At 39.3% G+C, this 19,500-nt stretch carries 20 protein-coding genes and 1 pseudogene; 6 read left to right on the top strand and 15 right to left on the bottom strand.

Annotated features, from left to right (window positions below):
- Nucleotides 1–43 precede the first annotated feature (43 nt).
- Complete coding sequence (locus ABVM50_RS03585; RefSeq protein WP_405199998.1) at nt 44–751, bottom strand: hypothetical protein; 708 nt, start codon at nt 749–751, stop codon at nt 44–46.
- On the bottom strand, nt 752–1,108 hold the full coding sequence (locus ABVM50_RS03590) for a hypothetical protein (RefSeq protein WP_141876258.1): 357 nt from the start codon (nt 1,106–1,108) through the stop codon (nt 752–754).
- A 46-nt stretch (nt 1,109–1,154) separates the two neighbouring features.
- On the opposite strand from ABVM50_RS03590, the gene ABVM50_RS03595 reads away from it, so the two are divergent.
- Complete coding sequence (locus tag ABVM50_RS03595; RefSeq protein ID WP_405199999.1) at nt 1,155–1,679, top strand: CvpA family protein; 525 nt, start codon at nt 1,155–1,157, stop codon at nt 1,677–1,679.
- 59 nt (nt 1,680–1,738) lie between these two features.
- On the opposite strand, the gene ABVM50_RS03600 is transcribed toward ABVM50_RS03595, so the two are convergent.
- The 12 genes from ABVM50_RS03600 to ABVM50_RS03655 form a co-directional block, all read right to left on the bottom strand.
- Nucleotides 1,739–2,362 carry a carbonic anhydrase family protein gene (locus ABVM50_RS03600; RefSeq protein WP_405200000.1) on the bottom strand — a complete coding sequence of 208 codons (624 nt, stop codon included), beginning with the start codon at nt 2,360–2,362 and terminating at the stop codon, nt 1,739–1,741.
- Between the two features lie 42 nt (nt 2,363–2,404).
- Nucleotides 2,405–3,979, bottom strand: a complete 1,575-nt coding sequence (locus tag ABVM50_RS03605; protein WP_405200001.1) for a SulP family inorganic anion transporter — start codon at nt 3,977–3,979, stop codon at nt 2,405–2,407.
- Nucleotides 3,980–4,072: 93 nt separating this feature from the next.
- Nucleotides 4,073–4,363, bottom strand: a complete 291-nt coding sequence (locus tag ABVM50_RS03610; protein WP_405200002.1) for a hypothetical protein — start codon at nt 4,361–4,363, stop codon at nt 4,073–4,075.
- 77 nt (nt 4,364–4,440) lie between these two features.
- The gene (locus ABVM50_RS03615; protein WP_405200003.1) at nt 4,441–5,190 is read right to left on the bottom strand and encodes a tetratricopeptide repeat protein; all 750 of its coding nucleotides are present in this window, start codon (nt 5,188–5,190) and stop codon (nt 4,441–4,443) included.
- 1 nt (nt 5,191) lies between these two features.
- Nucleotides 5,192–6,949 carry a BatD family protein gene (locus ABVM50_RS03620; protein WP_405200680.1) on the bottom strand — a complete coding sequence of 586 codons (1,758 nt, stop codon included), beginning with the start codon at nt 6,947–6,949 and terminating at the stop codon, nt 5,192–5,194.
- Nucleotides 6,950–6,995: 46 nt separating this feature from the next.
- A complete protein-coding gene (locus tag ABVM50_RS03625; protein WP_405200004.1) occupies nt 6,996–7,871 on the bottom strand; it encodes a tetratricopeptide repeat protein in 876 nt (291 codons plus the stop codon).
- Complete coding sequence (locus ABVM50_RS03630) at nt 7,861–8,922, bottom strand: VWA domain-containing protein (RefSeq protein ID WP_405200005.1); 1,062 nt, start codon at nt 8,920–8,922, stop codon at nt 7,861–7,863. The genes ABVM50_RS03625 and ABVM50_RS03630 overlap by 11 nt, the downstream gene beginning before the upstream one ends.
- Nucleotide 8,923: 1 nt before the next feature.
- Complete coding sequence (locus ABVM50_RS03635) at nt 8,924–9,928, bottom strand: vWA domain-containing protein (RefSeq protein ID WP_405200006.1); 1,005 nt, start codon at nt 9,926–9,928, stop codon at nt 8,924–8,926.
- Nucleotides 9,928–11,562 carry a BatD family protein gene (locus ABVM50_RS03640; protein ID WP_405200007.1) on the bottom strand — a complete coding sequence of 545 codons (1,635 nt, stop codon included), beginning with the start codon at nt 11,560–11,562 and terminating at the stop codon, nt 9,928–9,930. Before ABVM50_RS03640 ends, ABVM50_RS03635 begins: the two co-directional genes overlap by 1 nt.
- A gap of 3 nt (nt 11,563–11,565) precedes the next feature.
- Nucleotides 11,566–12,432 (bottom strand): DUF58 domain-containing protein, encoded by an 867-nt coding sequence (locus ABVM50_RS03645; protein WP_405200008.1) that lies wholly within the window; start codon nt 12,430–12,432, stop codon nt 11,566–11,568.
- A 69-nt stretch (nt 12,433–12,501) separates the two neighbouring features.
- A complete protein-coding gene (locus tag ABVM50_RS03650; RefSeq protein WP_405200009.1) occupies nt 12,502–13,506 on the bottom strand; it encodes an AAA family ATPase in 1,005 nt (334 codons plus the stop codon).
- Nucleotides 13,507–13,658: 152 nt separating this feature from the next.
- Nucleotides 13,659–14,507 carry a DUF4382 domain-containing protein gene (locus ABVM50_RS03655; protein ID WP_405200010.1) on the bottom strand — a complete coding sequence of 283 codons (849 nt, stop codon included), beginning with the start codon at nt 14,505–14,507 and terminating at the stop codon, nt 13,659–13,661.
- 160 nt (nt 14,508–14,667) lie between these two features.
- Here ABVM50_RS03655 and ABVM50_RS03660 point away from each other — a divergent pair, with 160 nt between their 5' ends.
- From ABVM50_RS03660 to ABVM50_RS03680, 5 genes are all read left to right on the top strand, one after another.
- The gene (locus ABVM50_RS03660) at nt 14,668–15,417 is read left to right on the top strand and encodes an SDR family NAD(P)-dependent oxidoreductase (protein WP_405200011.1); all 750 of its coding nucleotides are present in this window, start codon (nt 14,668–14,670) and stop codon (nt 15,415–15,417) included.
- Nucleotides 15,418–15,433: 16 nt separating this feature from the next.
- Entirely contained in the window at nt 15,434–16,570 is a 1,137-nt protein-coding gene (locus ABVM50_RS03665; protein WP_405200012.1) for an ATP-binding protein, read from the top strand.
- Between the two features lies 1 nt (nt 16,571).
- Nucleotides 16,572–17,297 carry a metallophosphoesterase family protein gene (locus tag ABVM50_RS03670; protein ID WP_405200013.1) on the top strand — a complete coding sequence of 242 codons (726 nt, stop codon included), beginning with the start codon at nt 16,572–16,574 and terminating at the stop codon, nt 17,295–17,297.
- A gap of 167 nt (nt 17,298–17,464) precedes the next feature.
- Nucleotides 17,465–18,469, top strand: a complete 1,005-nt coding sequence (locus tag ABVM50_RS03675) for an acyl-ACP desaturase (protein WP_405200014.1) — start codon at nt 17,465–17,467, stop codon at nt 18,467–18,469.
- Between the two features lie 89 nt (nt 18,470–18,558).
- Nucleotides 18,559–19,107: an autotransporter outer membrane beta-barrel domain-containing protein gene (locus ABVM50_RS03680; protein ID WP_405200015.1), complete on the top strand. Its 549-nt coding sequence runs from the start codon at nt 18,559–18,561 to the stop codon at nt 19,105–19,107.
- A gap of 147 nt (nt 19,108–19,254) precedes the next feature.
- Here the strand turns inward: ABVM50_RS03680 and ABVM50_RS03685 are convergent.
- Nucleotides 19,255–19,359: pseudogene (locus ABVM50_RS03685) on the bottom strand (YkvA family protein); the annotation flags it as partial.
- Nucleotides 19,360–19,500: the final 141 nt, after the last annotated feature.

Below are 19,500 nucleotides of genomic sequence, written 5' to 3' on the forward strand. Positions count from 1 at the left end.
AAATTTAGTAAAATTAATACCGAAAATCGTGTGCTTTAAATGCTTATTCTGAAGTGGCCACTTCCGAAGAAAGAGACTTTACGAGCAACCTGTCCCGGTAAATAAAACTCATAAGAAAGAATACGGAAAGTGCCCCGAAGCTGTGCCATAGCCAGTGTGTTCCCATAGGAATTACATAAATAAATCCATCCAGTACCCTGAAGCTTATGGCAAATCCAAAGCTGAGAAATGCCAGTAAAATATAAACCCAGTTTGCTGATCGTGTGGTAAGAAAATAGGTAATTACAGGTAGTAAAAGTCCCAGCGCTGTTCCCACGTAGCCTACAGAGGTTTGAACACTATCATCCCATGGGAGCATACGCACCCCAAACACCAGAATTAAAATTAGTACAATAAGCCAGATCCTATTCCGATTAGTAATTTCCAGTTTTATGGTATAATAAACTGAAACTGCAAGGCATAAAAATATAATAGGAAGCCAGTCCAGGTACATCCAGAAGTCATGACTTCGGGTTGCATGATAGACGGTACCTCCAACAAATCCCATAAAAAGAACTGGAAGGCTCCACGCTAAAAATCCATGATTGCGATAGTCGCTATAGACCTTCAGCGAAAAGTAAATTATAATGAGTAGAAAGAAAATATTGCTGAAAGTGTTGAATGGCTCCACAGGTAATCTTCCGGCCATTGTTTCCTGGTAGATAGGACCACTATCATTTGGAAACGAGTCAAAACTTAGCAGAAGGTTCATTTATGAAATATACTTTTTTTCCATAAAATAATTCACGATCGCTTCCTTCATTAAAACCGACTGCTCCCCGGCTTTTAAACTTGGTAACTCCTCCTTCACTTTAAAATGCGGCCAGCTGTCTTCATCAAAATAATCGAATTCGTAATAGCCATAAGGCTCCAGTAAAGTACAGATTGCAATATGCATCAAATCAAGCTTATGGTCTTTCTTAAATTTACGGTGAACCTGACCCAATTCCTGTACCCCGATTAAGTAAATAATAGCATCCAGCTCCAATATATCTCCATCTGCAAATTGATTGGATAATTTGGTTTGTAATTCCTGCCAGCGCTCCTTTAATTGTTCATCTCTTGCCATACTGCAAAGATATCATCTAAGATTTTATAATTATTATATTTGACACATGAATACAGTGGATATTGTCCTGGGGATTTTCCTGCTTTACGGATTGGTACGTGGTTTTTTCAGAGGATTTTTAACTGAGCTTGCCTCTTTGGTAGGACTAGTAGCCGGTATATACGGTGCCATTCATTTCTCCTATTACGCTGGTGAATTTCTTTCGCAACATGTAGATTGGGATATCGAAATCATAAATCTCGCGAGCCTGGCCATCACTTTTTTAATTATAATTTTCGTGGTTTCCCTGGTTGGGAAAATGCTTACCAAAGTGGCAGACTTTGCAGCACTTGGAATCGTAAACAAATTGTTGGGAGCAATATTTGGATTAATGAAATCTGCTTTTGTGGCCAGCGTGATCATCATGTTCTTTATGACCAGCAATAAAACACTTGAATTCGTAGAAACTGAAACAATTGAAGAATCTGTACTTTATGAACCGGTAGCTGTAATTGCCCCTATCATATTACCATCGATCATCAAACAGGTAAAGGAAAAAGACCTTTGGGACTCTGAAGCAGAAGCTGAATAAAAAAATCCGGAACCACATTGAAGCGATCCCGGATCTTTATTACTTTCCTTACTAATTTCCTATAGCAAGCTTACTTTTCCATTAGAGATAGAATACACTCCTCCAACGATTTTAATCTCACCGTTATCTTCCATTTCCTTAAGAATCGGACTTTTCTCTCTGATCCTATCGATGGTAAGTTTCACGTTATTTTCAACCACACCAGCAACAAAATCAGAATTGCTGGAATTTCTTTCACCACTTGTTTCAGTAGCTTTTACGGCAGGCTTAATATTGCTTAGTAAATGTGTGATGTTCCCTAGTTCAACATCATCACAGGCAGCTTTAACTGCGCCGCAAGCTTCGTGGCCCAATACCATAACTAGTTTACTTCCTGCAACTTTACAGGAGTATTCCAGACTTCCAAGAATATCAGTATTTTCAAAGTTTCCGGCTACTCTGGCAGAAAAGATATCTCCAACTCCCTGGTCGAAAATTGTTTCTAAAGGCACTCGTGAATCGATACAGCCAAGTACAACCGCCTGTGGCCATTGTCCTCCTTTGGTCAGTTCTACCTGGGAAGCGTAGTCTCTCTGATGCATCTTAGCATTAGAAAAACGCTCGTTTCCTTCCATTAGATCCTTCAGTACCGCATCAGGGCTTAATTTCGTTTGCTTGTCTTTATTGATTATATCTTTAATCATAATTTGTTTTTATTAGAATTTGGTTAATACTGATCTACTAAATTAGCCGATCTTCTTCTGTGCGAAAAATTCCTGGTAACTATCCGGATTCTCAATAGTTCCTCTTTCTGAAATAATCTTGATATCTATATTCTTTTCCGCAGCCTTTACTCTGAAATCGTCAAGAATCTCTATAATATCATTATCCAGATACCTGCTTTTTCGCACATCCATGATAAGATAAGAATTCTCTTTTAATTTATTCAGTTCTTTGATGATCGCTCCTTTATTGATAAATGTAACCTCTTCAGCAAGGGTCATTTTCACCGTCTTGTTTTCATCCGTTTCATTTTCAATATGAAGGAAGTAAGAGTTCTGGTAAGATTTGATAAGAATTACCACGATTCCAACGGCAAGTCCCAGACCAATTCCAATTAGAAGGTCACCAAATACGATTCCAACGATGGTTACAATAAATGGTACGAACTGCTTCCAGCCTTTCAAATACATTTCTTTGAACAAAGCAGGTTTCGCCAGTTTGTATCCTACAAGAAATAGAATAGCTGCCAAAACTGAAAGTGGAATATAATTAAGAATATTTGGAATTACTACAACAGAGATCAATAGTAAGAAACCATGCAGAATTGCTGCCATTTTGGTTTGACCTCCAGACTGGATGTTCGCAGAACTTCTGACGATAACCTGTGTAATTGGCAATCCACCAATCATACCTGAAAGCATGTTTCCTGTCCCCTGTGCGAAAAGTTCACGGTTTGTAGGAGTAGTTCTTTTGTGCGGATCCAGTTTGTCTGTTGCTTCCACACATAATAAGGTTTCCAGACTGGCTACCAACGCGATCGTGAAACCGGTGATCCAGATCTGTAAAGTTCCTATCATTTCGAAAGAAGGTACAGTAAACTGACCAATAAAAGAATCAAAACTATCTGGTACCGGAACATTTACAAGGTGCTCCTGAGAAATTCCGAATGTCTCATTTCCCTTGGTAACCAGGAAGAAAATAATTCCCGTTCCCACTGCAACTAATGGTCCCTGTACAAGTTTAAAGAACTTACCCTTATCGCTTAATACAGTTTCCCAAAGTACAAGAATGATCATCGCAATGATAGCGATCAAAGTTGCTCCCGGGCTAATGCCATTCGCCATATTGAAAATTTCTGAGAACGTATTCTCTCCATCTACCTGGAAAAATGCCCAGTCGCCTTGAGGATCATCATCGTAACCAAAGAAGTGAGGGATCTGCTTCAGGATAATGATTATCCCGATACCTGTAAGCATTCCTTTAATTACCGAGTTTGGGAAATAATACCCAATAATACCTGCTTTTAGAAGTCCGAATCCAATCTGGATCGCACCACCAATCACTACAGCCAGTAGTAAATTCTCATAACCAATATTAGTAATTGCTGCAAGAACGATGGCTGCAAGTCCTGCTGCTGGTCCACTAACTCCAAGGCTCGAACCACTAATGGCTCCAACCACGATACCACCAATGATACCGGCAATTAAACCAGAGAACAACGGGGCGCCACTGGCAAGGGCTATACCAAGACACAAAGGAATGGCAACAAAAAACACGACAATACTTGCCGGAAAATCTTTATTTAAATGCTTAAACATATATAATATATTATATCAGGAAGAACTCCTGTAATCTTAAAATTGAATAATAAATGGGTTCACGAATTTATCGTGAATATAGATGTGGGAGTATTATGCCAGTTTCGGTGGTGGAGAGGTAATTGAAAGAAAGACCTTGTACCTACTTTCTCTGTAGTTATGTCCATCCTGCTTTCTAATTTGAAGATAATGTATGCTTTTGTAATTAGAGTCCATCTCCTCAATAGTGTATTCCAGGCTGATCTGGTTTTTGGAAGTACTTTCCTCTTCGTTCACATTATAGGCAATAGAAATATCAACATTTCTGTCGATCAAAGCAATTACGCTTGGAGTACACAGAAAAGCTGTAAATATAACAGCCAGGATGTAGGAGATTTTCTTCACAATTGCAAAACTAACGCAAATTTCAGAATTAAATAGAAGACTCTAATACTGAATTGTTAAGGTTTTATCAAGATTATCTATAGCTTCCTGATATTTTGAGACTTAACCCAACCCTGAGCTCCGTTAGAAAGTTCAATTTTTGACCATTCCTGAAAGTCTTCGAGAACTTTTGCCTTGGTACCTTCATGAAGCTCGTAGCTGGCTTCACCACGTAAATTAGGCTCATCCCGCACCTCTACAACTTCCTGGTATATTATCGCGTATTGGTTGTCCTCGACATAGGCTTCCTGCTGATATGCAAATACGACAGATACGATACAGGCAATTACACTTAGAGATGCAAAACCCAGGAATAATCTCTTCTGAAGAGAGTTTCGGGAGAAATAATAGAGTAGGAACAACACCACAAAGATCACCGAAAATATGATGGCAAAAATAGCCCATCCGGAAGCAGTATACTTGGAGATCATGTTCCCAAAAGTAGCCGAAAGTCCCGTTTGCTCAACCTCATCAATATCATCGATCGCCATGTTACGAGCAAACTCGATGTTATTCTGAATATCTTCATCTTTTGGTTGTTGCTGAAGTGCCTTTTCAAAATAATAGATACTCGGCGCGACATTATTTAATTTATAATGTGCATTTCCAAGATTATAATAAACCTCAGCTGAAGCTTCACCGTTTTCTATGATCTTCTCGTAACTAGAGATAGATGCTTCAAATTCTCCGTTTTGATAAGCTGCGTTTGCTTTATCAAAAAGTTCCTGGTTCTGGGAAAACCCAAGAGCGGAAACAAATAGAAAGATAAGAACGATTACTTTTCTCATGTTATAGTTGTTTATCCAGGGTTGAAATTACTCGAACTGCTTTTTCGTAGTCCTGCTGCATAGCGTCTGATGATGCCGGTGTATAGCGTGCAAATTCGCAACTGGATAAAAGCGCTATAAACTCTGTCGTAGTTTGCTCATCGACCTGCTTCTCGCTAAGTATTTGCTGAATTCTATCCTTACTCATTTCACTGGTGGTAATTCCCAGTTTAGCTTTCAGATAATTATGCATCGATCGTTCCAGGGCAAGATAGAATTCCTTCTGATCTCCTAAATTCCTTTTTGCTTCTGAAAGATATTTTCTGGCCAGTTTATCTGCTTTTCGAATTCTGTTTCCGGTAACATCTGCAGCCCTTTTATCTCTTTTTCTTCCGAAGAGAATAAATAATGGAATCGCTGCCAGCGGAAGTATCAAAGCCGTCCAGAAACCAGCGGAACCAAAGAAACCTGAATCGTCAAGAGATATCAAATTAGTCTTCAGTTTAATAAATCTAAACTGACTGTCATTGAAAGCAACCGGTTGCTTATTAACTCCGGAATTGCTCATATTGTTAGATCCTGCCAAAGGTCCGCTATCAACACTTATCAGCATTTCATCTGAAGTATGGGTGATATAAGTTTCGCTTTTTGGATCGAAATAAGAAAAGGACAATGCCGGAATTGGATATTTCCCTTTTCTGGTTGGTATGATCGTATAAGAATTTGAAATACTTCCCTGCATTCCGCTCAAATTCGTATTTACATTTTCACGACGTTCAGGATTATACATTTCCAGAGATGAAGGAGCGGTAAGTTCTGGAAGATCGAATAACTTCAAATTTCCGTTTCCTTTTACCTCAACTTTGGCCTGCAGACTTTCACCTGCATTCAATTCATTTTTACTGCTACTTACGCTAAAATCAAATTTCCCTACAGCTCCTGTAAAATTCTCTGGAGCATTCGTAGGTAATGCTTTTACGTTGATCTTCTTGTTATCTGCAGCCACGGTTTTATTAACCGTTTTATAGATCCTGCTTCCAAAAATATCGCGGCGTTCGCTAGGAACATCCACCGCCACAGATAATGTAAGTGGTTCAATATTTAATTCACCGGTTTTCTGAGGATAAAGAATCGTTTTTCTTAGGATTACATAACGATAAGGCTCACCGCGGTATTCACCATTTTCGACACGAAGCTGCTTGATATCCACACTCTGACTCCAGAAATCATTGTATTTTGGATTGTCAAGTTCCCTCCAGTTGCTTACACTGATTCGCGGACTCACATACAGCTTATAAACCACTGTGATCGCTTCGTTTAGATATGGATTTCCTTTAGAGACTTCTGCTACGAGATGCAGATTATCCTCAGCAATCAATTCAGTATTATTTCCATCGGTAGGTTTATCTACGGCCGCAGTGACCTCAACATCTATGGGCGATGTTTTATAAACCTTATCATCGATAACAATCTCCGCCTGTCCAACGGTGAGTGTTCCACGCTTTTTCGGCTGGAGATAAAAACTATAGGTTTTGGAATAAGCCATTTTCCCATTGAGGATGCTTGTGCTTATTTTTTGATTTGGGCCTCCAACTACGGTAAAATCTGAAAAAGAAGGAGCATTAAAATTATCTCCATCTTCATTCATTTCAAAATCAACCCGAAGCCGTTCATTAATTCCCAGCTTCTCCCTGCTAACCTTCGCTTCAAAGCGCACCTGCGCCTGGAGCAAACCTCCGGTAAACATCAAAAAACTTAAAATCAATAATTTTGTTTTCATCATTATCTATATCAACGCAATTTTTAGTCAGAAATTTTATCAATTCTTACCAGTCTTTTTCAGCTTTAACCTTCACGCCCTTAGCTTTCTGGGCATTAATTTTATCCTGGACTTTCTTTTCTTCGTTATTCATGGCTTCCAGCAAACTTTGGATTTGTTGAGGAGATAGCTGACCCTGAGCCGGTTTTGGCTTCTGCTGCTGCTTTTCGTCACCCTGGCCTTTATCCTCTTTTTTCTCGTCGCCTTCCTGCTTTTCCTTATCCTCGTTTTGATCGCCTTCTTTCTTATCCTTTTCGTTCTCTCCCTCGTCCTTAGGCTTTTGATCCTGCTTTTCGTCTTCTCCACCTTCACCATCATTATTCTGATCTTTCTGATCCTGGTTCTGGTCTTCGTTTTCTTTATTATCCTGCTTATCTTGATTCTGATCGTCGTTTTGATCTGGATTTTGCTTTTCCTCTTCTAGTTTTTTCTTCGCTAAGGCTAGATTATAACGAGTTTCATCATCGGTTGGATTATTCCGAAGCGCATTTTTATAAGCATTTACAGCTTCCTGATAATTCTTCTGTTGCATATATGAATTCCCAAGATTGTGAAAGATCTGGTGTTTTTCATCTTTGCTTTCAGCAATTTCTACAGCTTCTTTTAAACGCTGTTCTGCATTCAGGGATTTTTCTTTGGCGTGATACAGGTTTCCCATATTATACTTCGCCTTCATATTGGAAGGATCCTTCGCAATGGCTTTACGGTAAGAAGCTTCAGCGTTCGCAAATTTATTTTCTGAGAGAGCTTCCTGTGCTTCCACAATATATTCGTTGGATTGCTGCTGAAGTTTCTCCTGATCTTTCTGCGCGAGAGCTGTCACTATTCCGAAATGGAACAGTAAAATACTAAGTGTGATTTTAAAACCGATTTTATGCTGCATCGTTCTTCTCCTTTTTCCTGCCACCTTCATTAAAAAGATTCAGTTTTCTTAACCAGGCGGTACTTTTCTCTAATACAAAAATATCTAGAAAAAATAATGCCAAAGCTATTCCCAGAAACCATTGAAATTGAGATTCATAGTCGGCAAATTGCTTGGCTTCAAATTCTGTTTTTTCAATATTCTGAAGCTGACTTAAAACTTCATCCACTACATCTCCGGTCACATTACCTTCGATATAGGCACCTTCCGCAGCATCTGCAATCTCCTGAAGGGTTTGAGGATTCAACTTTGTGATAACCGTTTCATTCTGATTATCTTTCTTATAATTCTGAATAACCCCGTTACGTTTAATTGGAATTGGCCCACCTTTTTCGGTACCTACGCCAATAGTAAAGATACGAATCCCATCTTCCGCAGCCTGTTCGGCGATATCCTCTACATTGCCTTCATGATCCTCTCCATCACTAATGATGAACAAAACTCGATTGGTTTGCTGATCATCATCGTAATAAGTGGTCGCCAGTTCTATCGCATCGCTTATGGCAGTTCCCTGTGAGGAGATCATATCTGTATTTAAAGCCTGCAGGAACATTTTGGCTGAAGAATAGTCGGTCGTAATTGGTAATTGCGGAAAGGCACCACCGGCATAAGCGATAATCCCAACCCGGTCACTACCAAGAGTGTTCAAAATCTGACTCACAAGTTGTTTTGACTTCTCGATCCTGCTTGGTGCAATATCTTCAGCCTCCATACTTTTAGATACATCTATGGCAAAAACGATATCAACCCCTTCCCGCTTTACAGTTTCCATTTTAGAACCTATTTTAGGATTGACAAGCGCTACAACAAGCGCAGCAATTCCTAGCAATATCAATAAAAGTTTTAGAAAAGGTTTACTTCTGGATCGATCGGGAACGAGACTTTTTAAGAGGTGGCTATCAGCAAATTTTCGCCGCGTCCTCCTCTGCCAGAACACCAGTAGAAGATATAGCAAGATCACTAGTGGAATCACCAGCAACAACCAAAACCATAATTTTTCTTCTAACATCATATTAAACAAAGCTTCTAAATACTGTCATTCTTAATAATACTTCCAGCAAAAGCAATCCACCGGCAAGTAACACCAATGGTCTGTATTTTTCATCGTAATTATAGTAACGGAATTCTTCAATTTCTGTTTTTTCAAGAGCATCAATTTCCTCGTAGATAGCTTCCAGTTTTTCATTATCGGTCGCTCTAAAATATTTTCCTCCGGTAATAGATGCAATTTGAGTAAGCAATTCTTCATCGATCTCTACAAGCACATTTCCATACTGAAACCTGCCATTTGGAAGTATAGCAGTTGGAGACAAAGCCATCCCGTTGCTACCCACACCAATTGTATAAACTCTAATCCCAAACTCAAGCGCCAGCTCACTGGCTGTATTTGGATCTATAAATCCGGAATTATTCACCCCATCGGTAAGCAAAATAATGACTTTACTTTCAGCATCGCTATCCTTGATCCTGTTTACTGCCGTAGCCAGTCCGGAACCAATTGCAGTTCCATTCTCGAGAACATTATTATATTCAATTCCTTCCAGCGCGTCCAGTACGATAGACTTATCGCTGGTAATGGGAGTTTTTGTAAAACTCTCTCCCGCATAGACTACCAGGCCAATTCTATCTGCAGGACGATCCTTGATAAATTCTTCGGCCACATTTTTAGTAGCCTCAAGACGTGTCGGCTGTAAGTCCCTCGCTAGCATACTGGCAGAAACATCTATTGCCATGACAATATCGATTCCCTGAGTACTACTGGACTGCGTAGAAACATCAACCGTTCTTGGTCGCGCCATCGCCGTAATAATCAAAGCCAGAGTAAGTAATCTTAATATAAAAAGTACCGGTCGCAATTTAGGAAGCAAGCCAGATTTCCCCCTGAATCCTTTAGTTGAAGATATCTTTAGAGCAGCAGTTTGCTTATTTCGCTTCCAGATATACCAGCCTATTGCCAGCGGAAGCAGCAACAGTAACCAGAAAAATTCCGGATTCTCAAAATTGAAATTTGCAAACATTATTCTTTCAGGTTATTTATTTCAACTGAATTGATGATCCTTTGCGAGATCTCTTCAGCGTAAGTATCGTTTTCATTAAAGATGACAATGATCTGCTCAAAACCACCTTTTTCAGCAAAATTCAAGATCACATATTCATTCGGGATTGCTTCTCCTGTAACAGGATTTTCGGCTTGTAAGGTTCCAAAGACTTTTAATCCTTTCGCACCATTAAGCGTTGTAAATTCCTCCTGCTTCATGACAATATTCGTCGCGCCCTGTCCTTCCAGGTTCGTGTAAATTCCGTCTACAGCTTTCTGAAGATCGAATTGTACTTCTCCTCGGAATTTAATTGTTGTTACTGCGGAATAAAAGTTGCTAAGCAGGCTTCCATAAATAAAGGTTTCAGAACCAACCATCATACGCTGCACATCTTCTGGCATTTCGATTTCACCTCGAACCAATACTTTTGGTGTGGTTACAGCAACCGTAGGATTTCCGTATTCACTACGAATCCATTCTCCCTCCAGCAATTCTTTCGTAGGATGACCAATATAGGTATCCATGACATAGGTAATACCCTTGGTAGCAATCAAGGTGGTAACTCCAATTATTATGATGGCGGCACCAACCAGAACCCCAAGAATGATCTTGCGTTTCTTACGTTTTTTGCGCTGTGCTTCTAAATATTCTTCGTCCAGTAGCAACTCTTCCTGTGTAGGTTGAGGAACCGCAGCACGAAGATCATCAATGATCAACTTAGTTTTAGAACGATCATCTTTAGCCGTAATGATATCAGGTTTGGAACGAGCGAACTTCGCCAGATCGGCACGATTGAGAATTTTCTCGAAATTGCGAATGGTTTCTTCATTAAGATTAAGCTTTCCAGATTCGCGTTGTGCCTGCAAGTATAAAATCAACTCGCCGGTAGTTCTTTCCAGTCCATGATCATAGATCTTTCGATCCAGATATTTTCTTACGGCAAAACTTAACTGTGAATAGTATTCTCTAATTTCCCTGTTTTCAAGCAGTCCCGAACTATCCAGTTGCTTTAGCTGCACCATTGCCTCCTCATAGGGAGGAAGTTCACGCACCTTATCATCAGATTTTCTTTTTCTTACGATCAGGTAAACTGCCGCACCGGCGACTACCAGGATTGCCAGCAACCACCATAACCAATCTGGAATACTGGATCCCGGTGAAACCGTTACCGATGGTTTTAATGGATACAAATTCTGCTTAGTGGTATCGACGATGACATCTTTAACCACCACAGCAAACGAATCTGTTCTGTAAGTTCGATTCTGTATGAGAACTTCCTGAGAAGGGATCACATATTTACCACTATCGAACTGAGTTAGAAAATATTCTTTGAGCAATTTATAATTTCCCTGCTTCCGAATGGTATCTGGTTGCAGGCTTTCCACCATTTCCAGCGGTGAAAACGTTTCTCCTTCAGGAAAAACAACTAGATCCTCAGGATTAGAATTTACTTCTATCTTATAGGTGATCTGCTCGCCTATCCTAATGCTCGTTGAGTCTATGCTGGAAGTAACCTCCTGAGCCGAGATATTTTGAAATAATAAAATTGCCAGAAGACCGGGTAAGTATCTTAGAATTATTTGGCGATATGTGGAGATTTTCTTCAAGTCCATTCGTTAAGCTCTTCTTTTGAAATAGCCCAGTAGTTTCTTTACGTAATTTTCGTCTGTCCGGTTATTAATGGTCCCCGCACCACTTACAGAGAAGCTCTGTAGAAAATAATCCATTCGCTCCTGATAATATTTTGAATACGAATTGCGAACAGATTTGGATCCCGTATCTACTGTGATATAATCACCACTTTCCGCATCCTGCATTTGAACAAGACCAAGATTTGGAATGGTCTCTTCCATTTTGTCGAAAATCCTGATCCCGGTCACATCATGTCTGTTCGATGCAATTTTAAGGGTATGCTGATAGTCCTCATCCATAAAATCTGAAAGAATGAAAACGATCGCTTTTTTCTTCATGACATTAGACAGGTATTTCAATGCTCCTGTAATATCTGTTGCTGAATTTTCCGGGTGGAATTCGAGGAGTTCCCGAATGATCCTTAATACATGAGAACGTCCTTTTTTCGGCGGAATATAAAGTTCGATCTTATCTGTAAATAACATCAAACCTATCTTATCATTATTTTTTGTTGCTGAAAATGCCAGTGTAGCAGCAATTTCAGTAACTACATCTTTTTTAAATTGCTCACGAGTACCAAAAAGTTCAGAACCTGAAACATCTACCATTAACATCATGGTGAGCTCACGTTCTTCTTCAAATACTTTTACAAATGGCTCATTGTAACGTGCGGTAACATTCCAGTCGATATTTCGAACATCATCCCCAAACTGGTAAGATCTTACCTCGCTAAAGGTCATCCCGCGTCCTTTAAAAGTAGAGTGATATTCCCCGCCAAAGACATGATCGCTCAGTCTGCGGGTTTTGATCTCTATTTTACGTACTTTTTTTAGGAGCTCTTTTGTATCCATCTCTTCCTTCAACAATATTTATGAACGGTAATTTTATTACCAATCTTCGGCCGTGCACGATCTTGATCGCTATGGCACTTCGATTTCATTCACGATCTTGTTGATTAGATCTTCCGAAGTAATATTTTCAGCTTCGGCCTCATAGGTGATTCCAATTCTGTGTCTTAGCACATCATGAACTACGGCACGAACATCTTCTGGCACCACATAACCACGACGACGAATAAATGCATAACACTTGGAAGCGATCGCAAGGTTGATACTTCCCCTTGGCGAAGCTCCAAAACTTATTAATGGTTTGATATCTGAAAGATTATAATTTTCTGGAGTTCTCGTCGCAAAAATGATATCAAGAATATATTTTTCGATCTTTTCATCCATATAAACATCGCGAACAGCACTTTGTGCCCGTAGGATCTGTTCAAGGCTTACAACAGGATTCACTTTTTCAAAAGCACCTTTAAGATTGGCGCGAATGATCAATTGTTCCTCTGCCATTTTCGGGTATTTGATCACCGTCTTCAGCATGAATCTATCTACCTGTGCCTCTGGCAGCGGATAAGTTCCTTCCTGTTCCACCGGGTTTTGGGTCGCCATCACCAGGAATGGTTTATCCAGAATGAAAGTTTCATCGCCAATGGTCACCTGCTTTTCCTGCATGGCTTCCAGTAATGCCGATTGAACTTTTGCCGGAGCACGGTTAATCTCATCTGCAAGTACGAAATTCGCGAAAATTGGTCCCTTTTTTATACTGAAGTCATTCTCCTTCATATTATAGATAAGGGTTCCCACTACATCTGCAGGTAGAAGATCTGGTGTGAATTGCACCCTGCTGAAGCTTCCATGAACAGCCTGAGACAAGGTGTTAATCGCAAGAGTTTTGGCTAGTCCCGGAACCCCTTCTAAAAGGATATGTCCCTGGCCTAAAAGGCCGATGAGCAAGCGTTCGACCATATGATTCTGCCCTACGATGACTTTGTTCATCTCCCGGGTTAGCAGGTCTACAAAAGCACTCTCTCTTTCAATTTTTTCGTTAATACTGGCTATATCAACAGATGAATCGTTTTCCATCATGATTTTTCGGATTTTGATGTCGTGAATATACGTACAACATGTAAGCGTCGCAAATTGTTATTTTATTGGATTTACGTTGGTTAAAAAAAGGTTAAAATAGAAAAGGCAGTACCCTGAAGCACTGCCTTTTCTATTTTATATGTTCTAAAAGCTTATAGCTCAATCTCACCAAGATCTGTAGTTTCGTTTGGACGAACTTCCACGTCACTTAGCGTATAAACTGTAAGACCTGAAGAAATCTGAGGTGTGATTTTCACATCATAAGTACCAGCAGGAACTCCATTCAGTGCAAAATCACCATCATTGTTTGTGTATGCCGATACTGTAATACCATTTCCAGTAAGTACAACCAGTGACTGTACATCACTGCTTAAAGCTGCAGGAACAACGGTTGTTCCAACTACCATTCCGGCGTTGGCCTCTGCACTCAATCTAATTACAGGCTTAAGGTTATAACCTCCATTTCCTGTCTCAACAATTGACTGTTCAACATCAAAATCAAGAAGAAATGCATAATTTTCACCCCCTTCTAAACGCTGATTCAATTGTAATTTAAGACCAGATTGTTGTGCACTTGGAGTGTTTAGAGCTTTAGTCTCTCCATCTACAACCACTGTGTTATCAGGTCCTAAGATCAATCTCATCTGCCCTACATAACCTGCTTCAACTTCAGTATCTGCCAGTAATTGTGAGACTCCACCCGTTAGTTCAAGTAAGTCGTAGATGCCAGTATTCACATCTTCAACAATCACCCATTCGCTACCTTCTGTTCCATCATCATCGGTCGCATCCAGATCATCATCGGCTTCAAGCTGGATCTCAATTCCCTGTACATCGATAAAAACAGCGTCATAATCTCCTGGAGCATCTGTCATTCTAATGCTTAGATTGGCCATTTCAGAAGAAGATCCATAAGAATCATCATCATTACAACTCACAAGTCCAACACAAATTAGGGTTGCTACCAGTAGGCTTTTAAAACTTACATTTAAGTACTTCATATATTGATTTTATTTGGTTCAGCGTGAGAACGGCAATCCCTGTGCTAAATTTCAGCCTTTGAAGCGATTTAACTCTTTTTAACTCAACTTAACCACGCTTTAATACACGAATACCTAATGCTAAGTAATACTTTCTTACTTTAGAAAATAAATTCCAAATATGAAAACAGCCCTTATAACTGGCGCTACGAGCGGGATAGGAAAGTCTACTGCCATACGCTTCGCAGTGGAAGGATTTAGATTAATACTTTGTGGTCGTCGACTCGAAAGACTTCAGCAATTACAGCAGGAACTGGCTGTAGAAACCGAGGTACATATCCTCAATTTTGATGTAAGAAATCGACAGGAAGTATTTGATAATATTGAAAATCTTCCGGAGAAATTCAGACAGATCGATATTCTCGTGAATAACGCTGGTAATGCGCATGGACTGGACCCAATTCAATTTGGCGATATGGATGACTGGGACAATATGCTGGACATCAATGTAAAAGGTCTTTTATATATGAGTAAGGCGGTCATCCCGGGAATGATGGAAAGACAATCTGGTCATATTATTAATATTGGTTCTACTGCGGGAAAAGAAGTATATCCAAATGGAAATGTATACTGTGCCAGCAAACATGCGGTGGATGCCATTAATCAGGGAATGCGAATCGACCTCAATGGCAACGGAATTCGGGTTGGTGCAATAAATCCAGGACTCACTGAAACTGAATTTAGCGATGTGAGATTTAAAGGAGATGCTGCTAAAGCTGATAAGGTTTACCAGGGTTTCCAAGCCTTGCAACCTGAAGATATTGCAGACATTATTCACTTTACAGTTACCAGACCTTATCATGTCAACATCGCCGACCTTACCGTCATGTGTACAGCACAGGCCAGCAGCACTATTGTAGATAAAAACTAGCGAATAGAATTGCGTCATGATCAATAAAAGACTTCTTATTAAAAATTTGCTGGCTCATAATGATGAGAATAGCTTTTACGATAAGAAGCGGCAATTGAACATTGGCGAACGGGAAGGAAAAGCGAAATTTCTGAAGCATATCTGCGCGCTTTCCAATTCCAATCCTGAAAACAATTCTTATATCGTGATTGGAGTTGAGGATGAGGATAGCAAAATAGTAGGCATTGATTTTTTCGATGATAGTAAAATTCAAAATTTGGTCAATGCATACCTCAGCAATCCTCCGCGAATATCTTATGAGAATATTCCTTTTCCTCATTTACCAGATCACCTGGTGGTTGGACTGGTTACGATCAGGCCTAACCATGCTAAGATCTGTTCCTTCAGAAAAAATATCTGGAAATATTACGGCGGGTCCATTTTTATGCGGGATGGAAGCATCTCAATGCCTAAGGTTTTTGATATAGAAATTCAGGATGTAAACTCGGCTCAGGTAGCATCTATCGAAAATCATTCTCACAATAATATTGAATATACTCTGGACGGCGTATTCGATTTTATGCGGAAAAGAAAGGATTATAGTCCTAGTTATAAGGTATTCAAGGAGTATTTCGTGGTATGCTGGGCGGGAAAGGAGAAAAAGATCAATCAGCAATCCTATTATTCCCGGGTAGATATTGAGTTGATCAACGAACAGGTAAAACTATTCTACTCTGCGCTTGACGAGGTGAGTATTATTCAGAATGAAGACAGTTTTAAGATCCTGGAATATGTGCATCTTGGATTACACGATCAGTTTAAGTACTATCCTTTAGAGGAAGTAACCATTAGTTTCGGTAATAATGGGAGCTATGAAATTGAAAGTAATGTTATTTTTGAAGCTCCGAAGTTCGATAAAAAGACACTATATCATATTTATAATACTAATCGCAGTCTTGTGGATAAATTGAGGAACGGTATTGATCTTAATACTGAAGATCTTAAGGATCTGCGGAATTTACCGTCTACCTATTTACTTTGCTATTTGAACAATTTTTCAGATGCATTGGATAAACTTGAAGAGGCCCGACCTTATCTGAAGAATTTTGGAGCTGAATATTACCAGTCCTACAAAGACAGTATGAGAATTTTAAGAAAAGTAAAATATAATTAAGATGGCAAGAACATTCGCTATTGGAGATCTACATGGAGGAAAGAAAGCGCTAATTCAGCTATTGGAACGAATTGACCTGAAACCTGAGGATACCCTGATCTTTCTGGGTGATTACGTAGATGGATGGAGCGATTCAGCAAATACGGTTACTTACCTCATCAAACTTGCCCAGCAAAACTCCTGTATTTTTATTCGTGGGAATCATGATGATCTTGCACAAAAATGGCTTGAAGGTGGAGAAATGAACGAGAAATGGCTGGAACATGGTGGGCAGTCGAGCATCGATGCCTATCGCACTTTTACTCCTGAACAGATCGAAGCTCATATTCAATTCTTCAAAGACACACTGAATTATTACCAACATGATAATCGGTTATTTGTTCATGCCGGTTTTACGAACTTACATGGCCCAGATTACGAATATTCAGACAAAGGTTTTTACTGGGACCGGACTTTATGGGAAATGGCTCTAGCGATGGATGCATCGATCAAACCCGGTGATATGTTCTATCCAAAAAGACTTGCTCATTTTGATGAAATATTCATTGGACATACTCCCGTGACCAGAATTGAAGAGACAACACCTGTGAATAAAGCAAATATCTGGAATGTAGATACTGGAGCAGCTTTTAAAGGACCAATTTCAGCAATTGATGTAATTACCAAGGAAATTGTCCAAAGTGACCCGGTTTATACGCTATATCCTGATGAACAGGGCAGAAATTAGCATTCATTTACGATAACGTCTCTATCCTTATTCATATCTTTGAAGTTCAAGTTTTTGAGTTTATAATCTGCAGATTTTGAAGTTTTGGAAAAAATTTGCACGTTTATTGTAATTTATTGAACAAACAGGCTTTAATTAGCAGTCGAAAATCTACAAAGAACTACAGAATGGCAATGGATAATATACGTTTAGAAGTAATGAATACGGTGGAGAAATCTGTACAGGGTTTCATCGATAAATATCTTATCCCGGTTGAAGAGATCTGGCAACCTACAGACCTTTTACCAAATCTTCAAACTGAAGATGGTTTTGAGGGAGTACACCAGATTCGTGAAGAAGCTAAAGAACTGGGTTATGACTTTTGGGTGGTTTTAGTGGCCGATATGGTGACTGAAGAAGCTCTGCCTACCTACGAATCCTGGTTAATGGATATGGAAGGTGTAAAACAACATGACGCCAGTAAAGGAGAATCCAATTCCTGGGCTAAATGGGTAAGACACTGGACTGGAGAAGAAAACAGACATGGTGATACCTTGAATAAATATCTTTACCTCTCAGGTAGAGTAGATATGAAAGAGATCGAAAAGACAACTCAGCACTTAATTAGTGATGGTTTCGATATTGGAACCGGGAGAGATCCTTATAGAAATTTTGTTTACACCAGTTTCCAGGAGCTAGCTACTAACATTTCTCACAAACGTGTAGGACTACTGGCGAAGCAAAAAGGTAATAAGATGCTGGCTAAGATGTGTAATATCATTGCAGGAGATGAAATGAGACATTACATGGCTTACAGAGAATTCGTAAAGACCATTTTCGAACATGACCCAAGCGAAATGATGTTGGCTTATGTAGATATGATGAAAAAGAAGATCGTAATGCCTGCACAGTTCATTAGAGAATCTGGACAGGGAATTGCTGAAGCTTTTGAAAACTTTTCAAATGCTGCACAGAGATTAGGTGTATATACTACTATGGATTATATCGATATCCTGAAGAAGTTAAATGACTATTGGGAAATTGATAAGATGCGTGGTCTTAATGATGATGCTGAAAAAGCTCGTGACTACCTGATGGCCCTGCCGGACAGGATGACAAGAATCGCTGGTAGAATTGCAGTACCGCAGGATCCTCATACATTTAAATGGGTTTCCAACAACGGAATGCTGTAACTGAAATTCCAAAAAAAAAATATAAACCCTGCAGTTCACTTGCAGGGTTTTTTAAATCTACAAATGCTATAAAGCACTAAAAGTACCATATGAAAAAAATAATTTTTGCCCTTACTTGCCTGGTCGCTACCAATTTCGCACAGGCACAGAGCACAGAAAAGAATAACGAGATCAAATTGAATATTGCCAATACCATTGCGATCGCGTCTGTTGAATTTGGATATGAAAGATTTCTGGATGATCATCAATCTATTGAAGGAATGATCCTGATTAATGATCGTATCAACTACCATTCTGAAAGTGGTTCCAGAAAATTTGAAACCAACAGTTTTAAAGTTGGTTATAACTACTATTTTGGAGAAGAATACGCCGCATCAGGATTGTATGTAAATCCATTCCTGAAGTACAGAAGTGGAGAATTTAGTGAAGCTGCTCCAGATGCAGAATTTAATGGTGATCTAATAACAGATATGAATTCCTTTATCATTGGACTTGGTGGAGGTTACAAATGGAATTTCAATGATACTTTCGTAATAGGACCTTTCGTTAATATCGGAAGAAATTTTAGCGATGAAGTAAAAGACAGGTTTTCTGCTATCGAATTCAATGCAGGTTTGAATATCGGATATAGATTCTAATAGCAAACTTCAAAATAAAAAAAAAGCCGATTCTTACGAATCGACTTTTTTTTAGTCCTGGATTTTGACTTAGCTAAGTTGTTTAAAATTTTGTTTCCAAACTTTATATGTCGCCAGATCTTTCTCCATCAAATTAAGACAGAAAGCGATCACCGCTGCATCATCTAAATATCCAAGTACCGGTATAAAATCCGGAATCAGGTCTATTGGTGACAATACATATAAAAGTGCCGCTCCGGCTGCTGCGATGATATTAAAAGGAATATCCCGGTAATCTCCTTTGGCATAATCTTTAACCAGGGAAAAAAGGATCATTGCATCATCTAAATAACGCTTCAGTTTTCCTTTAGTTTCGAACTTATTGAGAATTTTTTCCTCTTCATCGATCACCTT

Source organism: Christiangramia sp. LLG6405-1 (assembly GCF_045055805.1).
GTDB lineage: Bacteria > Bacteroidota > Bacteroidia > Flavobacteriales > Flavobacteriaceae > Christiangramia.